The sequence below is a fragment of the Flavobacterium faecale genome (assembly GCF_048320115.1).
Taxonomy (GTDB): Bacteria; Bacteroidota; Bacteroidia; order Flavobacteriales; family Flavobacteriaceae; genus Flavobacterium; species Flavobacterium faecale_A.
Map to the genome: position 1 here is coordinate 2,786,465 of NZ_CP182943.1, position 21,217 is coordinate 2,807,681.

19 protein-coding genes are annotated in these 21,217 nt (G+C 35.4%); 7 read left to right on the forward strand and 12 right to left on the reverse strand.

Annotated features, from left to right (window positions below; all coding sequences use genetic code 11):
* Positions 1–34: 34 nt before the first annotated feature.
* From ACNH59_RS11415 to ACNH59_RS11440, 6 genes are all read right to left on the reverse strand, one after another.
* A complete protein-coding gene (locus tag ACNH59_RS11415) occupies positions 35–868 on the reverse strand; it encodes an ion transporter (RefSeq protein ID WP_418262667.1) in 834 nt (277 codons plus the stop codon).
* Between the two features lie 3 nt (positions 869–871).
* Entirely contained in the window at positions 872–2,233 is a 1,362-nt protein-coding gene (locus ACNH59_RS11420) for an exonuclease domain-containing protein (RefSeq protein ID WP_418262668.1), read from the reverse strand.
* Positions 2,234–2,364: 131 nt separating this feature from the next.
* Entirely contained in the window at positions 2,365–2,676 is a 312-nt protein-coding gene (locus ACNH59_RS11425) for a four helix bundle protein (RefSeq protein ID WP_418262669.1), read from the reverse strand.
* Between the two features lie 60 nt (positions 2,677–2,736).
* Positions 2,737–3,396: a YggS family pyridoxal phosphate-dependent enzyme gene (locus ACNH59_RS11430; protein WP_418262670.1), complete on the reverse strand. Its 660-nt coding sequence runs from the start codon at positions 3,394–3,396 to the stop codon at positions 2,737–2,739.
* A 225-nt stretch (positions 3,397–3,621) separates the two neighbouring features.
* Positions 3,622–4,512: a 3-hydroxyacyl-CoA dehydrogenase family protein gene (locus ACNH59_RS11435; RefSeq protein ID WP_418262671.1), complete on the reverse strand. Its 891-nt coding sequence runs from the start codon at positions 4,510–4,512 to the stop codon at positions 3,622–3,624.
* 87 nt (positions 4,513–4,599) lie between these two features.
* Positions 4,600–5,565 carry a Gfo/Idh/MocA family protein gene (locus tag ACNH59_RS11440; protein ID WP_418262672.1) on the reverse strand — a complete coding sequence of 322 codons (966 nt, stop codon included), beginning with the start codon at positions 5,563–5,565 and terminating at the stop codon, positions 4,600–4,602.
* Between the two features lie 145 nt (positions 5,566–5,710).
* On the opposite strand from ACNH59_RS11440, the gene ACNH59_RS11445 reads away from it, so the two are divergent.
* A complete protein-coding gene (locus tag ACNH59_RS11445; RefSeq protein WP_418262673.1) occupies positions 5,711–6,352 on the forward strand; it encodes a protein-L-isoaspartate(D-aspartate) O-methyltransferase in 642 nt (213 codons plus the stop codon).
* Between the two features lie 167 nt (positions 6,353–6,519).
* Here the strand turns inward: ACNH59_RS11445 and smpB are convergent, their stop codons facing one another.
* Complete coding sequence (gene smpB, locus ACNH59_RS11450) at positions 6,520–6,975, reverse strand: SsrA-binding protein SmpB (protein WP_418262674.1); 456 nt, start codon at positions 6,973–6,975, stop codon at positions 6,520–6,522.
* A 70-nt stretch (positions 6,976–7,045) separates the two neighbouring features.
* Here smpB and ACNH59_RS11455 point away from each other — a divergent pair, with 70 nt between their 5' ends.
* Positions 7,046–7,270 (forward strand): VF530 family DNA-binding protein, encoded by a 225-nt coding sequence (locus tag ACNH59_RS11455; RefSeq protein WP_418262675.1) that lies wholly within the window; start codon positions 7,046–7,048, stop codon positions 7,268–7,270.
* Here ACNH59_RS11455 and ACNH59_RS11460 read toward each other — a convergent pair.
* Complete coding sequence (locus tag ACNH59_RS11460) at positions 7,267–8,121, reverse strand: aldose 1-epimerase family protein (RefSeq protein ID WP_418262676.1); 855 nt, start codon at positions 8,119–8,121, stop codon at positions 7,267–7,269. The two genes, ACNH59_RS11455 and ACNH59_RS11460, sit on opposite strands and share 4 nt — an antisense overlap.
* 119 nt (positions 8,122–8,240) lie before the next feature.
* Here ACNH59_RS11460 and ACNH59_RS11465 point away from each other — a divergent pair, with 119 nt between their 5' ends.
* On the forward strand, positions 8,241–10,493 hold the full coding sequence (locus tag ACNH59_RS11465; protein ID WP_418262677.1) for a M1 family metallopeptidase: 2,253 nt from the start codon (positions 8,241–8,243) through the stop codon (positions 10,491–10,493).
* A 61-nt stretch (positions 10,494–10,554) separates the two neighbouring features.
* Here ACNH59_RS11465 and ACNH59_RS11470 read toward each other — a convergent pair whose 3' ends face one another.
* Complete coding sequence (locus ACNH59_RS11470) at positions 10,555–11,595, reverse strand: agmatine deiminase family protein (RefSeq protein ID WP_418262678.1); 1,041 nt, start codon at positions 11,593–11,595, stop codon at positions 10,555–10,557.
* Between the two features lie 418 nt (positions 11,596–12,013).
* On the opposite strand from ACNH59_RS11470, the gene ACNH59_RS11475 reads away from it, so the two are divergent.
* Positions 12,014–12,475, forward strand: a complete 462-nt coding sequence (locus ACNH59_RS11475) for an energy transducer TonB (RefSeq protein WP_418262679.1) — start codon at positions 12,014–12,016, stop codon at positions 12,473–12,475.
* Positions 12,476–12,846: 371 nt separating this feature from the next.
* Here ACNH59_RS11475 and ACNH59_RS11480 read toward each other — a convergent pair whose 3' ends face one another.
* Entirely contained in the window at positions 12,847–13,059 is a 213-nt protein-coding gene (locus ACNH59_RS11480) for a hypothetical protein (RefSeq protein ID WP_418262680.1), read from the reverse strand.
* The gene (locus tag ACNH59_RS11485) at positions 13,056–13,697 is read right to left on the reverse strand and encodes a DUF5602 domain-containing protein (RefSeq protein WP_418262681.1); all 642 of its coding nucleotides are present in this window, start codon (positions 13,695–13,697) and stop codon (positions 13,056–13,058) included. The genes ACNH59_RS11480 and ACNH59_RS11485 overlap by 4 nt, the downstream gene beginning before the upstream one ends.
* Before the next feature lie 575 nt (positions 13,698–14,272).
* On the opposite strand from ACNH59_RS11485, the gene ACNH59_RS11490 reads away from it, so the two are divergent.
* The gene (locus tag ACNH59_RS11490) at positions 14,273–15,796 is read left to right on the forward strand and encodes a choice-of-anchor I family protein (protein ID WP_418262682.1); all 1,524 of its coding nucleotides are present in this window, start codon (positions 14,273–14,275) and stop codon (positions 15,794–15,796) included.
* A gap of 446 nt (positions 15,797–16,242) precedes the next feature.
* On the opposite strand, the gene ACNH59_RS11495 is transcribed toward ACNH59_RS11490, so the two are convergent.
* Positions 16,243–17,130, reverse strand: coding sequence for a carbon-nitrogen hydrolase (locus tag ACNH59_RS11495; protein ID WP_418262683.1), 888 nt, complete (start codon positions 17,128–17,130; stop codon positions 16,243–16,245).
* Positions 17,131–17,319: 189 nt separating this feature from the next.
* On the opposite strand from ACNH59_RS11495, the gene ACNH59_RS11500 reads away from it, so the two are divergent.
* Both ACNH59_RS11500 and ACNH59_RS11505 read left to right on the forward strand, forming a co-directional pair.
* Entirely contained in the window at positions 17,320–18,036 is a 717-nt protein-coding gene (locus ACNH59_RS11500; RefSeq protein ID WP_418262684.1) for a hypothetical protein, read from the forward strand.
* Between the two features lie 175 nt (positions 18,037–18,211).
* Positions 18,212–21,127, forward strand: a complete 2,916-nt coding sequence (locus ACNH59_RS11505) for an FAD-binding and (Fe-S)-binding domain-containing protein (protein ID WP_418262685.1) — start codon at positions 18,212–18,214, stop codon at positions 21,125–21,127.
* Positions 21,128–21,217: the final 90 nt, after the last annotated feature.

Below are 21,217 nucleotides of genomic sequence, written 5' to 3' on the forward strand. Positions count from 1 at the left end.
CGATTCTTTTGGACTGGAGATAGCTTCAATAATACTATTTATCTAACGAATGTCCGCATTTATGGCAAAAACGGGAATTGTTTGGGTAATCGTCTGTTCCACATCCAGGGCAAGGTGTTTCAGGATGTGCAAAGGTCTTTTGATGCGATCGAGCAATTTCAGCAGTAACTATTCCCGTTGGTACAGCGATGATACCATAACCCAAAATCATGACGAGTGAAGCGATGAATTGTCCCAAAGGTGTTACTGGGGAAATGTCTCCATAACCTACTGTTGTTAAGGTAACGATGGTCCAGTAAATCCCTGCAGGTATGGACGTAAAACCACTTTGACTACCTTCAACAACGTACATAATTGAGCCAATCAGAATGGTGATGATGAGTACAAAGTAGATGAAAACGACGATTTTACCACGGCTTGCATTGATAGCTTGTTTGAGTTGAATAGATTGGCTGTGGAATTTTGGATGATTTAATATTTTGAAAAGTCTCAAAAGTCGTAAGGAGCGTACCACAGTAAAGATATTAGAGCCAGCTAAAACAAAGGTTAGGTACATGGGTAAAATGGCTAAAAAGTCGATTATTCCATAAAAACTAAAGATGTATCGCCAGGGTTTGTTGATGCTGAAAATACGCATAGCATATTCTATGGTAAAAAAAACAGTGATAACCCATTCCAAAAAAACGAGTTCAAAATGGTATTTGAAATTGAAATCGGCAACGGTTTCCATCATCACCAAAAGGACACTCAAAAGAATTAACCCTAGTAAAACAAAGTCAAAAATTCGCCCAGCCTTGGTACTTGTACCGTAGATTATGATGTAAGCGTGCTGTTTGAATAGGTCGTATTTTGACTTGATGTATCGCATAAGCTAAAATTTTATGATTTTCTGCCCCTTGTTTTTCTTAAGGTAAGTTTGTAGAATGTGCTTGGTGTCACGATTTGAAGGCATCGGAATCAAGATATTCTTGAGGATATCAATATTTGTAATTTGATAGTTTAAGTCAAAAAAAGCATAACCTTTCAATTGACCATTTTCAATCAAAACGGCAGAACGTTCACTGACTGTTCTTCCTCGATCAACAATGACCATATTTGTGTTGTCAAAATTATTCTTTTCGATATATTTCAGGACACGTTCGTTGTATTCCGCCGTGGTTACTTCGCCAAGACATGCACCGTCACATTCCTTAATTTTGTACTTAAAGCAACTAGATTTAGTAGGGTATAAGCCTGTTAGTTTTTGACATAATTGATAGTCGTCAGTAATACGAAAAAGAGCGTTTTTTCCATCAATTTCATTATTGTATGAATTGATTTCTTTTTTGCGTCCGTCTGTTTTTTGAAGCTTTAAATTTAAGTAGCCATTACGATCTTTTTCAGTATAAACAGACCAAGGTAGGCTATGTTTTCTTGGGATTCGGTTGTGTACAGGACGATTGATTTTAATCGCTTCAGCTTCTTTTAATATCGAAATCAATTCGTTACCTGTCTCTTCGTAAGTGACTTCGTAAACGTCTTTTTGAATTTTTTTGGCTGTTTTAGTAATGCCCGTGAAAATTTGATTGACACGTTTTTTGATATTTCTACTTCTACCAATGTGGATAATGTTTCCTGCTTGATTGTGAATGTAGAAAACGCCTGTTTTCGCAGGTATTTTATTAATGATGTCTTGCAGTTTAGGGGAGATTCCTTTTTCTATTTCGAGTTTGATAAAATCTTTTACGATTGTTTTTTCGATATCTTTTTCCAGTAACATTTTAAACAATTTTACTGTTGCTAATGCATCACCACTAGCACGATGTCTGTCAGTTACTGGAATCCCTAGTGCGCGAACTAGTTTTCCTAAACTATAGGAAGGTTGTTCAGGTATCAATTTTTTAGCTAAATCGACTGTACAAATGGTATGAGATTGAAAATCATATCCTAAACGTCGAAATTCAGTTCTTAAAATACGATAGTCAAAACTAGCATTATGAGCCACTACAACACAGTCAGCGGTCATTTCTACAATGCGTTTGGCAACTTCATGAAATTTAGGTGCCGAACGCAACATGGCGTTGTTTATCCCTGTTAGTTGTACCACAAAAGGCTGAATGGGTATTTCAGGATTGACCAAACTGATAAACTGATCTACAATTTCGTGTCCATCAAATTTATAGATAGCAATCTCTGTAATTCCTTCTTCGTTGAATTGTCCTCCAGTGGTTTCTATGTCTAGTATTGCGTACATTTTCAAAAGTCAAATTTCAAAAGTCAAATTCAAACCTCAGCATTTAAGTATTGTAATTGATTTTTTGATTTTTTTTTACAGTCAGTTAATAATCATTTTTGAAGCTATGGCAATTAATTGTTCAACTTCAATTAGTAAATCAGTTCTCTCTTGTTCACTCCCAACTTTATTATAATCAAGGATTTTAAAGAATTCCGTGATTCTTTTAGTCCTTTAACACTTAACGAAATTTTAAAAACAAAATCTTTGTCAGTGATAGTTCCTTGAGCTTCTCCATAATTTAAAGATGCACTTCCAGAGAAATGAATTAATTGGTTTTTGTTATAATCATTTTCAAAAGTCTTGTCTAGTTTGCGACTAAAAAGTATACTTTCTCCAGCAAATCTAATCAAACGATCATCAAAATCGAATATTTTAGGAAATCTTTGTTCGGGATTGTCCATTTCTAATACTTTTTAAATTGATTTTTATAACTAAAAAATGGATTATTATTTGCTTTTTCTTTAGCGTCCTCCAAATATACTACTTCCTATTCGAACCATAGTACTGCCGCAGTCAATTGCTAATTGATAATCACCAGACATTCCCATAGAAATGGTTGTAAGATTAGAATTTGCAGGATTTTTGGATTTTAAATGGTCAAAAATGGACTTTAAGTGTTTGAATTCTTTTTTGATTTGCTCTTGATTGTCTGTAAAAGTTGCCATTCCCATCACGCCTAGAATTTGGATATTTTGCATGGCTGCAAATTCTGGTGCAGTGATCAGTTCGTTTAATTCTTTTTCGTCTAAACCAAATTTTGTCTCTTCCTCAGCGATGTGTAATTGGAGTAGGCAATCAATCACTCGGTTATACTTGGTGGCTTGTTTGTTTATTTCTTGAAGTAATTTCAAGCTGTCCACACCGTGAATCAAACTCACAAATGGAGCCATGTATTTGACTTTATTGGTTTGAACATGTCCAATCATGTGCCACTGAATATCCTTTGGCATTTGTTCCCACTTATCGGCCATTTCTTGGATTTTATTTTCTCCAAAAACACGTTGACCTGCTTCATACGCTTGAGTTAGATCGCTTATGGGTTTTGTTTTAGAGACAGCAACTAATGTAACAGTTTCAGGTAATGAGGTTTTTATATGTTGAAGATTTTCGGCTATTGTCATGTTTTGTTTTTTTGATTTTTATCAAGAAATAATTTCTCCAATTTGCGTTCTAGTAAAAACTTCGATTTACGTACTGCTTTTTTTGTTTAACCACAAATTACGAAAATTTCCAAAATTAGATTTTGTAAAAAGGTAACTTACTTAGTGAATTTTACAAATTGAATCCAATTAAAATTTCTTTTTTTTATTTCTTTTATTTATACAATCAGTGTTCCTGAAAAAAAACTATTTAGAAAACTGTTGGGCGACTTTTTCTCCTTTTTTGTTTTCACTGTAATCATAAAAACCTTCTCCAGATTTTACCCCAAGTTTTTTGGCATTGACCATATTTACAAGTAGTGGACAAGGAGCGTATTTTGGATTTTTAAAACCATCGTGCATCACGTTTAAAATGGATAGGCAAACGTCCAAACCTATGAAATCAGCTAACTGTAAAGGTCCCATTGGGTGGCTCATGCCTAATTTCATTACCGCATCAATTTCGGCAACACCTGCTAATTGATTATAAAGTGTTTCGATGGCCTCGTTAATCATGGGCATTAAAATTCTGTTAGCAACAAAGCCAGGGTAGTCCTTTACGGTGACAGGATTTTTTTCTAATTTTTGTGCCAAAGCCAAAGTGATTTGAATTACTTCCTCACTGGTGTTGTATCCTTTGATTACTTCTACTAATGGCATTAACGGTACAGGGTTCATGAAATGCATGCCTATCACACGTTCTGGATGTGCTACCGCAGCTGCTATTTGTGTAATTGAAATCGAAGAAGTATTGGTTGCAAAAATAGTGTTATGAGGACATAGATCGTTTAATTGCTTGAAAAGAGACAGTTTTAATTCTAAGTTTTCAGTTGCCGCTTCAATCACAAAATCAACTCCAGTTACACCATCTTTCAAGTCGGTATAGGTGATAATATTGGTGATTGTTTTTGCAAAAATATCAGAAGTAATGGTGCCTTTGGCTGCCATTCGGTTCAAATTGTGGGCAATAGTATTCATGGCTTTGTCCAATGCTTTTTCAGACACATCTATTAATTTCACTACAAAACCATGTTGAGCAAAAGTATGTGCGATGCCATTACCCATCGTTCCAGCTCCAATAACCGCTATTGTTTTCATTCGTTTTTTGTTTAAAGTTGAAAAAGTTTAAAGTTTAAAGCACATATAGTAACCTTAAACCTTAAACTTCACATTAAATTTTAAATATTATTTCTTGAAACAATCAATAATTTGGTATGCAATTCTAAGTGCTTCCGTTGCTTGATCAAGGGTGACAATAGGTTCTGTATTGTTGTTGATGGCATCAGCAAAAGTTTCTAATTCGTCTAAAATAGCGTTATTCTGACTAACATCTGGATTCGAAAAATAGATTTGTTTTTTTACGCCTTCGGCATTTTGTAAAATCATATCAAAATCACCAGGAACTTCAGGTGCATCTTTCATTTTAACTACTTCACATTTTTTCTCTAAGAAATCTACCGAGATATAAGCGTCTTTTTGGAAAAAGCGACTTTTGCGCATGTTTTTTAATGAAATACGACTGGCTGTTAAGTTGGCTACACAGCCATTTTCAAATTCCAAACGGGCATTAGCAATATCAGGTGTTTCACTGATAACTGAAACGCCACTTGCGGAAACGTTTTTTACGGGTGATTTTACAACGCTCAATATCGCATCAATATCATGTATCATCAAGTCTAAAACGACAGGAACATCTGTCCCACGAGGGTTGAATTCAGCTAATCGATGGGTTTCAATAAACATTGGGTTTTCGATCATGTTTTTGGTCGCAATGAAGGCTGGATTAAAACGCTCCACATGTCCTACTTGTCCTTTAACGTTGTATTCTTTAGCTAAAGCAATGATTTCTTCGGCTTCTTCAACAGTGTTTGAAATCGGTTTTTCGATAAAAACATGTTTGCCCGACTTGATAGCTGCTCGTGCACATTTGTAGTGCGAAAGAGTTGGAGTCACAATATCAATAACATCTACTGCATGAATCAACTTAGCAATGGTATCAAAATGCGTGTATCCAAATTCCTTAGAGATTTTTTCAGCATGTTCTTGATTTGGGTCGTAAAAACCAACCAATTCGTATTTTTTAGATTGTTGTAAAAGTCGTAAATGTATTTTTCCAAGGTGACCGGCACCTAATACTCCAATTTTCAGCATAATGATGTAATTTCTACAAAAATAACAATTAAATACAAACACGGAACACCATTTGGATACAATTATTAGGTGATTTTTTTAAATTAAATGGGGCTATAATATTTGAATTTCTTTACTATTTTTACCAAAATATAAATACCTCACATTGAAAGATACTGCCAAACATCAAGGACTTCGCAATCAGCTAGTAAAAGTATTGCAAGAAAAAGGAATTACAGATAAAAATGTTTTAGAAGCCATTCGAAAAATACCAAGACACCTTTTTCTGAATTCTAGTTTTGAAGATTATGCTTATCAAGACAAGGCATTTCCAATTGGTGCAGGCCAGACGATTTCGCAACCTTATACCGTAGCTTTTCAAACGCAGTTGTTAGAAATCAAAAAAGACTATAAAATATTAGAAATAGGAACCGGTTCTGGTTATCAAACAGCGGTTTTGTGTTTGATGGGAGCCAAAGTGTTTAGTATTGAAAGACAAAATGAACTGTTCAAACAAACTTCTGCGCTTTTGCCCAAATTAGGAATTCGTCCTAAGCACCTCACCTTTGGGGATGGGTATAAAGGGTTACCAGGTTTTGCACCATTTGATGGTGTTATTGTCACGGCTGGAGCACCTTATGTTCCACAAGCACTTATGGCACAATTAAAAATAGGAGGACGTCTTGTTATTCCAATTGGAGACGATGTGCAAGTAATGACTTTATTTATTCGTAAAAACGAAACTCAATTTGAAAAACACGAACTGGGAGAATTTAGATTTGTTCCTTTGTTAGAAGATAAAAATTAAGGATTTAAATTATTTGGTCGAGGATTGCCTGAATTGTTGCGAATAATTTAGGTAATCACGGTCGTTAATAAATTATTGAATCTGTTTTATCTGTGTTTTCTAATTGCGAATCCGTTTAGAGCGACCTACCATAGGAACCATAATCAATTCAGCAAAAAGCAAAATAATTATTTATAAGCCTTTTTGATTCGGTCTAAATCTCTTTTGGTGTCTTGTTCTTTAAGAGACTCTCTTTTGTCGTAGGTTTTCTTACCTCTACAAAGACCAATTTCTAATTTGGCTAAACCTTTTTCGTTTGTAAATAAGCGCAAGGGAACAATCGTAAGTCCTTTGGACTGCACTGCACGAGCTAGGTTTTTCAATTCTCTTTTATTGAGTAGCAATTTTCTTTCGCTACGTGCTTTGTGATTGAATTGGTTTCCAAAAGCGTATTCTTCAATGTAAGTGTTGATGGCAAAAAGTTCTGTACCGTTAAATTCACAAAAACTTTCGGTGATATTGGCTTTCCCTAATCGGATAGATTTAATTTCTGTTCCTACTAAAACAATTCCAGCAGTGTACTTTTTGATTATTTCGTAATCAAATCGGGCGCGTTTATTAAGTATGTTAACAGTTTTCAGCATAGGTTTGCAAATGTAGGAACATTTAATAAAAGTCCACAACTTTTTAACCAATTTGAATTAAATTTGTCAAATGGAAAAACAAACTTCAAATGATCCCTTACATGGCATTACTTTAAAAGTCATTGTAGAGCAGTTAGTCAATTTTTATGGCTTTGATACTTTAAGTGAATTAATCAATATAAAATGTTTTAGTGAAAATCCCAGTGTGAAATCATCACTCACTTTTTTGCGAAAAACAGAATGGGCTCGAAAAAAAGTAGAAGAATTGTATATTATGACCTTACCGAAATTTTAAACGATTTCAATGGTAAATTGTGATTTAAACGTATGTTTTGGGTCTAAAATTAAAATGCCTTCTTTTTCAAAAATATTACCTGTGCAATCAACAGTATCTGCATATCCTAACCATGGTTCGATACATACAAAAGGAGCATCGGGGACAGTCCAAATTCCTAAACTAGGAAAGTCTGTGTAATGTACTCTTATAATAGGATTGTTGTTTTCTAAAATACTCAAGGTTTTAGATTGGATTGTTTTGAAAATTAATGCGTCATTTGCGAATAATTGATAGTTTAAGCCAACAGTATTTTGTTTACTCAAAGGCAATTCTTTGGTAGTTTCAGCTATTAAATTGTTTTCTAATAGATGATAATTCAAAGTTTCTTTTTCACTAAACTGGATAGAATAGTTTTCAAAATTATTTGGCAATGCTAAAGCGGGATGTGCACCAATGGAGAAAGGCATTTTAACATCATTTCGGTTGATGACCTTATATGTTATGGTTAAACTCTTTGCCTCAAGTGTATAGATAATCTGTAATTCAAATTCAAATGGATATTTCAACAGCGTATTTTTGGTAGACTGGATGGAAAATACTGCCTTAGAATCTGTTTTTTCGATTAATTCAAATTCCATTTCCCTAGCAAAACCGTGCCTAGATAAGTTATATTCAATACTATCACATTGGTAAGTGTCATTTTTCAAAGCGCCTACAATTGGAAAAAGGACCGGTGAGTGTTTGCCCCAAAATTGAGGATTTCCTTCCCAGAGATACTCCGTGTTAGTGTTGTTTTTTAGTGAAATTAGTTCGGCTCCAAGTGACTTTATTTCTGCAGAAACAAAGTTATTATTAAGTATTGTTGTCAATTAAAATGATTTAGATGGTAATGGAATAATAAAATTAAGCTAAAATATAGTTATAGAAATCAAATATAAGTTAACCATGCGTTTTTTTTTCATTAATTTGTTTTCAAAATCGAATTTATATGAAGAGAATTAAATATTCAGTCTTGTTTTATGTGGCTTTAGTGCTGGCGGCTTCAAGTTCTTTGGCGCAACAAGCAACGGTACCTACATCAAAGTATGATTATAACGAAGTGTTTGCTTCTAATTTTTACACAAACACTGCAACTCTAACGCGTTCAGCAAGTGGGCAACCTACAGCTGCATATTGGCAAAATCGTGCCGATTATCAATTGACAGCCAAATTAGACGAGCAAAAGAATGAAATTACGGGTACTGCAGTGATCAATTATACCAATAACAGTCCAGATAAATTGTCATTTTTGTGGTTGCATTTAGATCAAAATCTTTTTAAATCCGATTCAAGAGGTGAGGCTGTAGTTCCTGTTACGGGTAGTCGTAATGGTTCGCATGGGCAAATTTTTGACGGAGGACATAAGATAAAGTCAGTTACAGCTATTACAACTGTTGGTGGAAAGTTAACTGAAAAGGAAGTTAAGTTTTTAGTTACAGATACTCGAATGCAAGTTTTTTTATCTTCGGAAGTAAAAGCAAAAGGAGGTTCGGTAAAACTAAAAATAGATTTCTCTTATATTTCTCCTGATCAGGGGTCTGATAGAACAGGTGTTTTAGAAACGAAAAACGGTAAAATTTTTACTATTGCACAATGGTATCCGCGTATGTGCGTGTATGATGATATTAGAGGTTGGAATACCAATCCTTATTTAGGAGCAGGTGAGTTTTATTTAGAGTACGGAGATTTTGATATTTCAATTACCGCTCCTGTTAATCATTTCGTGGTATGTTCAGGAGAATTGCTAAACACTACAGCGGTATATTCGACTGTGGAACAAAGCAGATTGGCACAAGCCAAACTAAGTGACAAAACGGTTTTTATTAGAACACAAGAAGAAGTGGAAGCTTTGGCCAAAACAAATTCTGCTTCTTATAAAACTTGGCGTTTTACAATTAAAAATGCTAGAGATGTCTCGTGGGCTTCTTCTGCTGCATTTATTGTTGATGCTGCTAAAATTAATTTGCCTAGTGGGAAAAAATCATTGGCTATGTCAACCTATCCAGTTGAAAGTTCTGGAAATGAGGCGTGGGGAAGATCTACCGAATATACTAAGGGATCAATAGAGCATTATTCTAAAAAATGGTACGAGTATCCCTATCCTACGGCAATAAATGTAGCAGGAAATGAAGGAGGAATGGAATATCCTGCAATTGTTTTTTGTAATTGGGAATCAAAAGGTGCTCGTTTGTGGGGTGTAACAGATCATGAATTTGGACACACTTGGTTTCCTATGATTGTAGGTTCAAATGAGCGACTTTATGGCTGGATGGACGAAGGATTGAATAGCTTTATCAATGACTTATGTGGTGAAGAATTCAATAATGGAGAATTTAAAGGCGAGAAAGATGATTTGCATAAAAGTGCTGACTATTATACCAATAGCACTTTAGAACCAGTAATGAGTGCGCCTGATAATATTAAAGAATCCAATATTGGCGTTTTATTATACGCAAAACCTAATGCTGCTTTGACTATTTTGAGAGAACAAGTATTGGGCAAAGAGCGTTTTGATTTGGCTTTACAAACTTATATTGAGCGATGGGCTTTTAAACATCCAAGTCCAGAAGATTTTTTTAGAACCATAGAAAATGTTTCAGGTGAGGATTTAGGATGGTTTTGGCGTTCTTGGTTTTTCAATAATTGGCGTTTTGACCAAGGGGTGAGTTCCGTAAAATACGTTAAGAATGACCCTGCCAAAGGAGCGATTATCACTATTGATAATTTTGATCAAATGGCTTTGCCAGTGATTTTAGATATTAAATTGAAATCGGGAGAAGTAAAAAGAGTAAAGTTGCCTGTTGAGATTTGGCAGAAAAACAAACAATGGTCATTCAAAGAAAACACGACTCAAGAAATTGACAGTATTATTCTAGACCCAGACCACGTTTTTCCAGATTATAATGAGTCTAATAACATTTGGTCAGTGGCAACAGGTAACATTCTAAAAGATATTGTATTGGATGGATATTTGGGGACTTACAGCAATTCTAGAGCACCAATTAAGATTGTGATGACCGAAAAATTTAGTGCTATAAATGTTGATATTACTGGCTATCCTAAGTTTACCTTGGTTCCCATTGGAAAAGATTTATTTGAATCTAAATCGGCAGGGCTTAAATTTCAATTCAATGAAGAATTATCTGGATTTGATATGATATTGAACGACGGACAAAAGATACCTTTTACAAAAGATAAATAAATTTATTAAGTATACTCAAAAAAAATACCAGCTGGACGGCTGGTATTTTTTTTGAATTATATTAAGCAGGAATCTGTTGACTCAAACAATGTAGTGTACCGAATCCCCAAATTAAATCAATGGCACTAATGCCTATAATTTCTCGGTCAGGGAAACATTCTGCCAAGATATTCAATGCTTTTCTGTCGTTCACATCGTTGAATGTTGGAACCAATACACATTTGTTCAAAATTAAGAAATTAGCATAACTCGCAGGTAAACGCAAGTCCTCAAAATCCAATCTTTTAGGCATTGGTAAACTAACGATGATAGGCGATTGCCCATTTTCAAGTTTGGCGTTTTGCAAACGTTTCAAATTGTCTTGTAAAGGTTTAAAGTTGGCATCATTAGGGTCGGTTTCTACGATGGTTACAATCGTGTCTTCGTTTATGAAACGAGCCAAATCATCAATATGTCCGTGAGTGTCATCGCCTTCGATGCCATCGCCGAGCCAAATCACATTGGTCACGCCTAAATATTCTTTGAAAACCGCTTCGTAATCTTCCTTTGTAAATCCAGGATTTCGCACCTGAATATCAGGATGCATCAAGCATTCTTCCGAAGTCAAAAGCGTACCACGACCATTTACATCAATCGCACCACCTTCTACTATCACAGGTTTTCCTTTGTACGTCACTTGTGTCAAAGGTATTTGCAAAGCCTCTGTTACAAGGGCAGGAACATGCTTGTCTAATTGAAAGTTTTTATATTTTGCCCAACCGTTAAAGTTAAAGTTCAAGCCTTCTCTTTTCCCGTTGTTATACACCACAATAGGTCCCGAATCACGCATCCAGCTTCTATTGGTTTTATGAATAATATACTGAATTTGTTCCAAGTTCACGCGGGCTCTTTCGAGCATATCATTTACTTTGGCTTTTAGTTTTTCGTCAGCCACAACCAAAAAGACTTTTTCGTAGGTCGCTACTTTTTTAATAAACTCCACAAAAGCCCACTGAATCGCCTCGTATTTCCCCGGCCAATCATTTCCATTATGCGGAAAACAAAGTAAAATTCCCTCTTGTTTTTCCCATTCAGCAGGAAAACGTCTGTTTGTAGTAGTCATATAAACGAAGCTAAAATTTAATGACCGCAAATATAAGCATTCGCAAGGATTATAAAAACCAAAGCCCATAAAACAACCGCATTTCAGAATTTATCCTCCATTTATTTCAGGAGCTTATTCTCGCTATCCGTTACAAGCTTATTGTCGTAAACCCTTTTTTCTTGGGGCAGGCAGGAGCTTCCTCTGGTCGCTCTACCTATCCCCAGAAAAAAATGGGCTTACAACAACAAGGCTTTCCACTTCTATCAAGGCTAGGGGAGTTGTGTTTGTAGGAAAAATGTTTTTTAATGGAGAGGGACTTGTAGCTAAATGTTTATTATATTTGAAAATACTTTTTAGTACGAAACTAAAAAAAAAGTGTGGGGATGATGCTAGAACCAACCGAAAAAATCCGATATTAAATAATAAAAACAAATTTATGAAGAATTTAGTAGTGGTAGTTTGTCTGTTCTTTTTTCAAATAGGTATGAGTCAAGCCAGTTCAGAAACACAAACTGTAAATGACACGATATACACTGAAAAGCAAGTCGATATTAAACCTCAACCTCCAGGGGGTAAAGCTAAGTATTGTGGTGAATTTGCAAAACGTTTTAGTATTCCAGAAAATTATAATGGTAAAATATATGTGAATTTTGTAGTAGAAAAAGATGGAAGTTTGTCTGATATTAAAGTAAAAAACGGTGATAAAAATTTAACGGCACAAGTTCAGAAGATTTTAGAACGTTTCCCAAAATGGACACCTGGTCAATATAAAGAAAAAATTGTTCGAGTAAGTTCGTCAATCCCAATAGTTATTCATCAACTAAATTCTAAAGGTGAAGTTAAATCAGCATTTGATGATCCTTTTTTCAAAAATGAAAACAAGAGAAATGGGTATTGATGCAGTTCGACAGTAAAACAACAAAATTTCATTGTTATGTGTACTGAGATGAGTTAAAATGTTTGTTTTTGTTGTTCGTCTGTTGGAGTGTTTTAATAAAAAATGCGATAGAATTTTTTAATAAATTGTATTTAGAACGCTCAAATACTCAAAAATTTCTCGATACAATTTTGATTAGTAAAGCTGTCGCATTACTAATCAAAATCACTCGAAGTGACGAGAAGGAAAGATACAGAGAGTTTATATTAGATAAACGTTATGTTCACGTCAGTTCGAGTGTTTTAATAAAAAATGCGATAGAATTTTTTAATAAAATGTATCGAGAACCTTTGTGTGTATTAAAGCTTCTCGATACATTTTAGTATTATTTTTTAATTTCTAGCCACAAAATCACTTAAAGTAATATAGATTTTACCTGTTGCCATATCATGGTAAATATTGTATTTTGTTGGATAATTACCTGCTTTTTCAAAATGGTCTGGTTGTGAAAATGACATACTAAAATCTTCACCAGTCATTAGGTATTCTGTGGTAATCATGGGTTCAATAAACGTTAAATGACCATCGTAAGTTCCTAGAATCATGATTTTAGAAAAAGGTAATAAATCGAGGAAGTTTCCTGGTAACCAGTGTTTACCCATTTTTTCTTCGGCGGTGTCTGCTCCTGGGGGGTAAAATAATCGGCTGGCATATATCCTTCAGGGGGATAGTTGTTAAAATAGGCATCGGTACTTTCTGACCAAGCAGGTATATTCATTCGGTCTTGGTAAGAAATCAAATAAAAATGAATATCAAAATGCGGTACATCAAACATGCCTGGTGGTTCGTGACCTTCAGGGTTCCAGTCAAAGCCTATGTGGTCAAAAGGAGTGGCTTGTTTAGCTTTTAAGTGTAGTGGAATGGTATTCATTGAAGCTCCTAATGGTGATTTCTTTTTATCTCTTTCAGGGTTCATTAAAGCTTCTTTGGTCATTTCGATTCCAATTTCCATAGGGAAACCTTCTTTATTTAAACTTACCCAAGACCGTACTTTTCCAAATCCAATCGTTACTTCTGGGCCTTTGAAAACATTTAATTTTTCAACTTTCATCTTTTCGAATATAGAAGAAGTTGAATTCACTTGATAATCACTATCGATTTTCTCTTCCTGACTGCAAGAGAGGAGTGCTAAAATAGATGCCAAGAGCATCAGTCTTTTTGATAAAAAATACAAATTTTCCATAATCTAAATATTTAAAAGGGTTGATTTTTAATATTGTAGATAAGTTAAATTTGGGGTAATAAAGCGTTCTTACTACCAAATTTACAAAATTGAAATGCAACTAGCAGGCTAATAGTATTTGTTATGATTTTTTTATCATTTTTTGAAGGATATCGATAGTATTGTTATTTTTTAATCATAAAAGGTGATTATATTTCATGGATACCAATTAGTTATAAATAATAATGCAATGTTTTTTTATGAAACATTCTTATGGAAAAATAATCGTGCTAAATAGCCCCGGTAGTAGCGGCATCCTTTATGTTCTTTCTTTAAGAACATAAAGATATAGCGAATAACGGGAGCAATGTTGATTGAAATTACGATTCATTCTGCTCCTACTAATTAGTAGTATCTTATTTGTGAAATATTTTATTTGGTTTCCACATTTTTCAATGGCTTAACGCTAAAGAATTTTTGGAAACGATTTGCTAACACGATGAGTGTTCAACTTAAAGATTTTATAATACTGTGTTAATCCAAAATGAAAGGTGTAAATCTACTTTTGTCCCAAACACAAAAAAACACACACAAACATGAAAAATTTTGGTATTTCAGTATTGACTGCGCTTTTTATTTTAACGAGTTGTGAAAAAGACAGCGTTGACGGGAGCAATAATCAAGAATTGGAAGTAAATGAAGATGCGGCTACGTTTGCAGAAATAGGAAGCATCACGATAGGCGGCGAGGGCGCTGCTGAAATTAGTGCGTATGACGAAACGACTAAAAAACTGTTTACAGTAAACAACAGCGGGACGAACCAAATTGATGTGGTAGATTTGACGGATCCTACAAACCCAAAAAAATTGACTGCGATTAGTTTGGCTACCTTTAACGGTGCTTCGAACAGTGTGGCGACTTATGGCGGGAAACTGGCTGTGGCGCTTGAATCGACTACTAATAAACAAGGAAACGGTAAAGTGGTGGTTTTTAACACGGCGGATAATAGCTTGGTTAAAGAAATTACAGTGGGAGCTTTGCCAGATATGGTGACTTTTTCACCTGATGGAAAATTTATCATGTCGGCTAATGAAGGAGAACCAAATGCTGATTATACAGTTGACCCTGATGGCTCGATTTCGATTATTGATGTTGCCAATAATTATACGGCTACGACTTTGACTTTTGCGAGTTTTGAAAATCAGTTGGCTACCTTAAGAACCAAAGGTTTTAGAATTTCGAAAACGGCAAAAAGTTTTGCTGCAGATATCGAACCAGAATACATTACAATTTCAGCCGATTCCAAAACGGCTTGGGTAACATTACAAGAAAACAATGGTGTTGCCAAAGTAGATTTGAACTCAAAAACAATAACAGCAATTTTTGGATTAGGCTATAAAGATTTTAATTCAGTTGCGAACGGAATTGATATTAGCGATAAAGATGGAAGTATTGTTTTCAATCCTTGGAAAGTAAAAGGAATGTTTATGCCAGATGCTATTGCGAGTTATGCGGTAAATGGAATACCTTATTTTATTACAGCCAACGAAGGTGACGCTAGAGAATACGGAACTTATGCCGATGTGAAAAGATTGGCTAAAATGACGTTTGACCCAACAGTTTTTCCTGATGCTGCCACTTTTAAGGCAGATGAGAAAATGGGACGATTAAACCTGATTTCGACTGAAGGAGATACAGACGGTGATGGTGATTTGGATGAGTTAATCAGTTTTGGAGCGCGTTCTTTTACGATTTGGAATGGTAATACAGGAAGTTTGGTTTTTGATAGTAAAAACGATTTGGATAAGCGTTCGAATGATTTTGGAACCTATGATGATGGTCGTAGTGATGATAAAGGTTCAGAACCAGAGTCGGTTGTAGTGGCAAAAATGGGGAACAAAAATATCTTGTTTGTAGGTCTTGAAAGAACCGATACAGTGGTAGTTTATGATATTACGAATCCATCAGCACCCGTATATTTGCAAAGCATCAAAACAGGTGACGCTCCTGAAGGTTTGTTGTTTATTCCTGCTTCAAAATCACCAACAAAAAGAAGTTTGTTAGTAGTGAGTAGTGAAGGGGATGGAGCGGTGAAAATTTTCCAGCCTAACTTGAAGTAAAAGTTTAACTGCGAGTTTTTTAACCGCAAAGTTCGCTAAGGTTTTAAGCGCAAAGAACACAAAAGAAACACTAAGAACATAAAGGTTTTATTGACTGCAAAGAAGGTTGAGTTTTTTAACCGCAAAGTTCGCTAAGGTTTTAAGTGTAAAGAGCACAAAGAAAAGACTAAGAACACAAAGGTTTTATTAACTGCAAAGAAGGTTGAGTTTTTTAACGGCAAAGTTCGCTAAGGTTTTAGGCGCAAAGAGCACAAAGGAAACACTAAGAACACAAAGGTTTTAAAAAGAAATCTTTGTGAATCTTTTTAATCTGTGGCTAAAAAAAAGAATCTAAATACAAAAATGGACTAAGGCAAATATGCTTTAGTCCATTTTATATTTTAAAAACCTTTTGTGTTTTAACCAAACTTTGCGAAACCTTAGCGCAGTTTGCAGTTAATTTTTTACTAGTCGATTGCTCTTTTCGTAATATCTCCAAAGGCATCAATGCGTCGGTCTCTAAAGAACGGCCAGTTTTGACGTACATTTTCTTGTAAATCTAAATCCACTTCGGCAATCAAAATCTCTTCTTTATCGTGTGAGGCTTGTGCTAAAATTTCTCCTTGAGGTCCACAAATAAAGGAAGCTCCCCAGAATTCAATTCCCGCTGTTCCTTCGATGTATTGCTCTAAACCGATACGGTTGGCAGCTGCTACATAAACACCATTGGCTACAGCATGTCCTTTCATCACATTCATCCAAGCACCATATTGGTTTTCGCCATACTGCTCTTTTTCTTGTGGATGCCATCCAATAGCAGTTGGGTAAAACAAGGCTTCAGCACCTTGTAAAGCCGTCAAACGAGCTGCTTCTGGATACCATTGGTCCCAACAAATTAGTGTTCCAATTTTTCCTTTTTTGGTTGGAATGGTTTTAAATCCTAAGTCACCTGGAGTAAAGTAGAATTTTTCATAAAAATGAGGGTCGTCTGGAATGTGCATTTTACGGTACAATCCTGCTTCACTACCATCTGTGTCAATAATGTAAGCACTGTTGTGGTAGATTCCAGCCATTCTTTTTTCGAAGAAAGGAACAATAATAACCACTCCTAGTTCTTTGGCTAATTCGCTAAAAGCAATAAAAGAAGTACTATACAAAGGTTCAGCTATCGAGAAATTTTCGACATCTTCACTTTGACAAAAATAATGACTGCTGTACAATTCTGGTAGCGAAATCACTTCGGCTCCTTGATTCGCAGCATCACGTACCCAACTGATACATTTTTTTAAGTTGTTTTCGGCAACATCATTTAAGTTCAATTGGATGACCGCTATTTTATATTTTTTATTCGGCATGTTTTCGATTTTAGATTGCAAAAATAGGGATTTAATAAGTGTTGAAAAAGATGTAAAGAAAAATTTAAGTTCGAAAGTGGCACGTTTTCTGCAAAGTTTAACAAAATGTTAGGCTTATAAAATCATAGATGCTTACAATTGAATATAAAAGAGTGTATTTTTGTTTCTATCTAATTAAAATCAAAATTTATGAACCGAGTGACCACTTTCGCTTTTGCGTCGTTTTTTATCTTTTTCAGTACCCTTACCAGTTGTGCACAAGCAGAAGTAGATGTAAACACCATAGTCAAAGAAACGCAAGATGCTATGGGAGGAATGACCAATTATAATAATACTAAATTTATTCAATGGGATTTTGGAAAGCGAAAACTTTTTTGGAACAAATGGACGGGAGATGTACGGGTTGAAAATCCAGAAGCAAATCAAGTGATTTTGGTGAATGTAAATACACTAAAAGGGAAGGCTTTTGAAAATGGAACTTTGGTCGCAGATGCTACTAAGACAAATAGGTTATTAGAACAAGCTAAAAAATGGTGGATCAATGATTCGTATTGGTTGGTGATGCCTTGGAAACTACAAGATCCAGGTGTGACTTTGACCTATGTCAAAACAGAAAAGTTGACTAATGGAAACACGGCTGATGTGTTGCAGTTAACTTTTAATGCCGTAGGCGTTACACCTGAAAATAAATATTGGGTGTATGTAGATCAAAAAGAACATTTAATCAAGCAATGGGCTTATTATAAGAGTTATGATGATGCCGAGCCTAAATTTTTAAAACCATGGGATAATTATCAAAAAATGGGGAGCATTCTACTTTCCTTTAACAGAAGTAAAGATGGAGGTGGTCCTAAAAATGTAGAGGTGAAATCGGACTTTGATCCAACAATTTTTACTAAATTATAATTTATATAAGATCAAAAGGAGATTGTTTTAGCAATCTCCTTTTTTATTGATTTAAAATTCAATCGATTACATTAATTGATGTGTTTTGATACACAACACTTTGATTCTTTTGTTTAAGATGCCGTAAAAAGGGTGATTATCGTTATATTTGCTTTTCTCATTAAACACAATTTTCATGTCTTTGCAATCTAAATTTGATTCTTTGTCCAAAAAGTTAGAAGGAACACTTCTACAAGACGAACTTCATAAAATTTTATATTCCACAGATGCTTCGGCATACAAGTTAACACCCGAAGCGGTGGCTTTGCCCAAAACAGTTGAGGACATCGTGAAAATCATCATTTTTGCCAAAGAAAATCAATTGTCGATTACGCCTAGAACTGCAGGAACTTCCTTAGCAGGGCAAACCGTAGGAAACGGAATCGTAGTGGATGTTTCCAAACATTTCACCAAAATTGTTGCATTTGATAAAGAAAATAAAACCGTAACGGTGCAACCCGGTGTGATTAGGGACGAACTGAATTTGTTTTTAAAACCACATGGTTTGTTTTTTGGTCCTAATACGTCAACATCAAATCGTTGTATGATTGGTGGAATGGTGGGGAATAATTCCTCAGGAACTACCTCGATTCGTTACGGAGTAACTCGCGATAAAATTGTCGAAATCAAAGCCGTTTTGAGTGATGGTTCCCAAGCCGTTTTTGAAGAAATTACTTCAGCCGAGTTTATCGAAAAAACAAAAGGTGATACTTTAGAAAATCAAATTTATAGAAAGTTATACGAAGAACTATCTGTTCAAGCTACACAAGACGAAATCAAAAAAGAATTTCCAAAACCTGAAATTCACCGAAGAAATACAGGTTATGCCGTTGATGTTTTATTAAAATCAGATTTGTTTGGTGGCACGGAACCGACAATTAATGTGGGGAAATTGCTTTGCGGAAGCGAGGGGACTTTGGCTTTTACCACCGAAGTGACCTTAAAAGTAGATGATTTACCTCCCACAAATAATGTCATGGTGGTAGCGCATTTTCATAGTATTCAAGAAAGTTTAGAAGCCGTTGTAGTTGCTATGAAACATCATTTGTACACTTGTGAAATGATGGATGATACTATTTTGGATTGTACCAAAACCAATAGAGAACAGGCCAAAAATCGTTTTTTTATTGTGGGTGACTCCAAAGCGGTCATGATGTTTGAAGTAGGTTCATATGAAAGTATGGAAGATGCTGAAAAGCAAGCAGATGCTTTGGTTGCCGACTTGGTGAAAAACAACTTTGGTTATGCCTTGCCTAAAATTTACGGTAGCGATATTGACAAAATTAACGAACTTCGCAAAGCAGGTTTGGGACTTTTAGGAAGTATTGTAGGTGATGACAAAGCAGCCGATTCAATTGAAGATACCGCAGTAGAACTAAGTGATTTACCTAATTATATTGCCGATTTTTCAGCCATGATGGAACGTCACGGACAAAGTGCGATTTATTATGCTCACGCTGGAGCAGGGGAGATTCACTTGCGCCCCGTTTTGAATTTAAAAACCAAAGAAGGCGTCTTCCAATTTAGAAATATCGCTACCGAAGTAGCACATTTGGTCAAGAAATATAAAGGTTCTCTAAGTGGGGAACATGGTGACGGAATCGTACGTGGCGAATTTTTGCCCTTTATGATTGGCGAAAAAAACTACGAATTACTTAAACGTGTCAAATTGGCTTTCGACCCCCATTCGGTTTTGAATATGGGAAAAATAGTCAATGCTTTAAAGATGGATGAAAATCTTCGTTTTGAACCGGGAAGAGTAGAGCCAGAAATTCAAACGATTCAGGATTTCTCTGATAGTTTAGGAGTGTTGCGTGCTGCAGAAAAATGCAACGGCTCTGGTGATTGCCGTAAGTTACCATCGGCTGGAGGGACGCTTTGCCCAAGTTACCGAGCCACCCGAAACGAAAAAGACACCACTCGTGCTCGAGCCAACGCCTTACGTGATTATTTGACCAATTCTGATAAACCCAACAAGTTTAATCATGAGGAATTGTACCAAGTATTTGATTTGTGTGTGAGCTGTAAAGCTTGCGCTAGTGAATGCCCGAGTAATGTAGATATTGCTTCGCTAAAAGCCGAGTTTTTATACCAATACCAAAAAACCAACGGTTTTTCGTTGCGCTCCCGAATTTTTGCTAATAATGCCAAATTGAATCACCTAGGTAGTGGTTTTCCATCCTTTACCAATTGGGTTTCTAATCTGTCAGTAGTTAAAAGAATGATGGGTGTGGCTCCTAAACGTGAAGTGCCTCATTTAGCCAAAATGACTTTCAAAGAATGGTACCGTTCTAAGTCGGAATCTATTATTCAAGATACTTTAATTGATAATAAAGTGTATTTGTTTTGCGACGAATTCACCAATTATTATGATGTTTCAGTAGGAATTGATGCCTTTGAGTTGTTGACGACTCTAGGGTACGAAGTCGTAATTTTAAACCACGAAGAAAGCGGAAGAGCCTATTTATCCAAAGGTTTCCTTGAAGAAGCCAAAGAGATTGCCAATATCAATATTGAAATATTTGCTGAGGTAATTACTGATAAAGCACCATTAATCGGAATCGAACCATCGGCTATTTTGTCTTTTAGAGACGAATACATCCGTTTGGCAGTAGACAAACCTAAAGCCGAAAAACTCGCTAAAAATGTGTTTACCATCGAAGAGTTTTTCAAAAATGAAATCGCTAAGGGGAAAATTACAGCTAGTCAATTTTCTGATGAGGTAAAAGAAATCAAAATCCACGGTCACTGTCATCAAAAAGCTTTGAGTAGTATTGAAGCCACTTTTGCTATGCTGAATCTTCCTGAAAACAATACGGTAACCATTTATAATTCTGGTTGTTGTGGAATGGCAGGGTCTTTTGGATACGAAAAAGAACATTACGACATCAGTATGCAAATGGGGGAAGATACTTTATTTCCAAAAATCCGCTCCACAGCTGAATCTACCGATATCGCCGCTGCAGGAACCAGTTGTCGACACCAGATTTTTGATGGAACGAGCAGGAAAGCACAGCATCCAGTGAGTATTTTAAGAAGTTGTTTGAGGTAAAATTGATAGTAATTTTGCACATGAAAAAGGGAACACAGATTAAAGAAATTAGAGAAATATTTAAAATTATTTGCGACTTAGCGCCTTTGC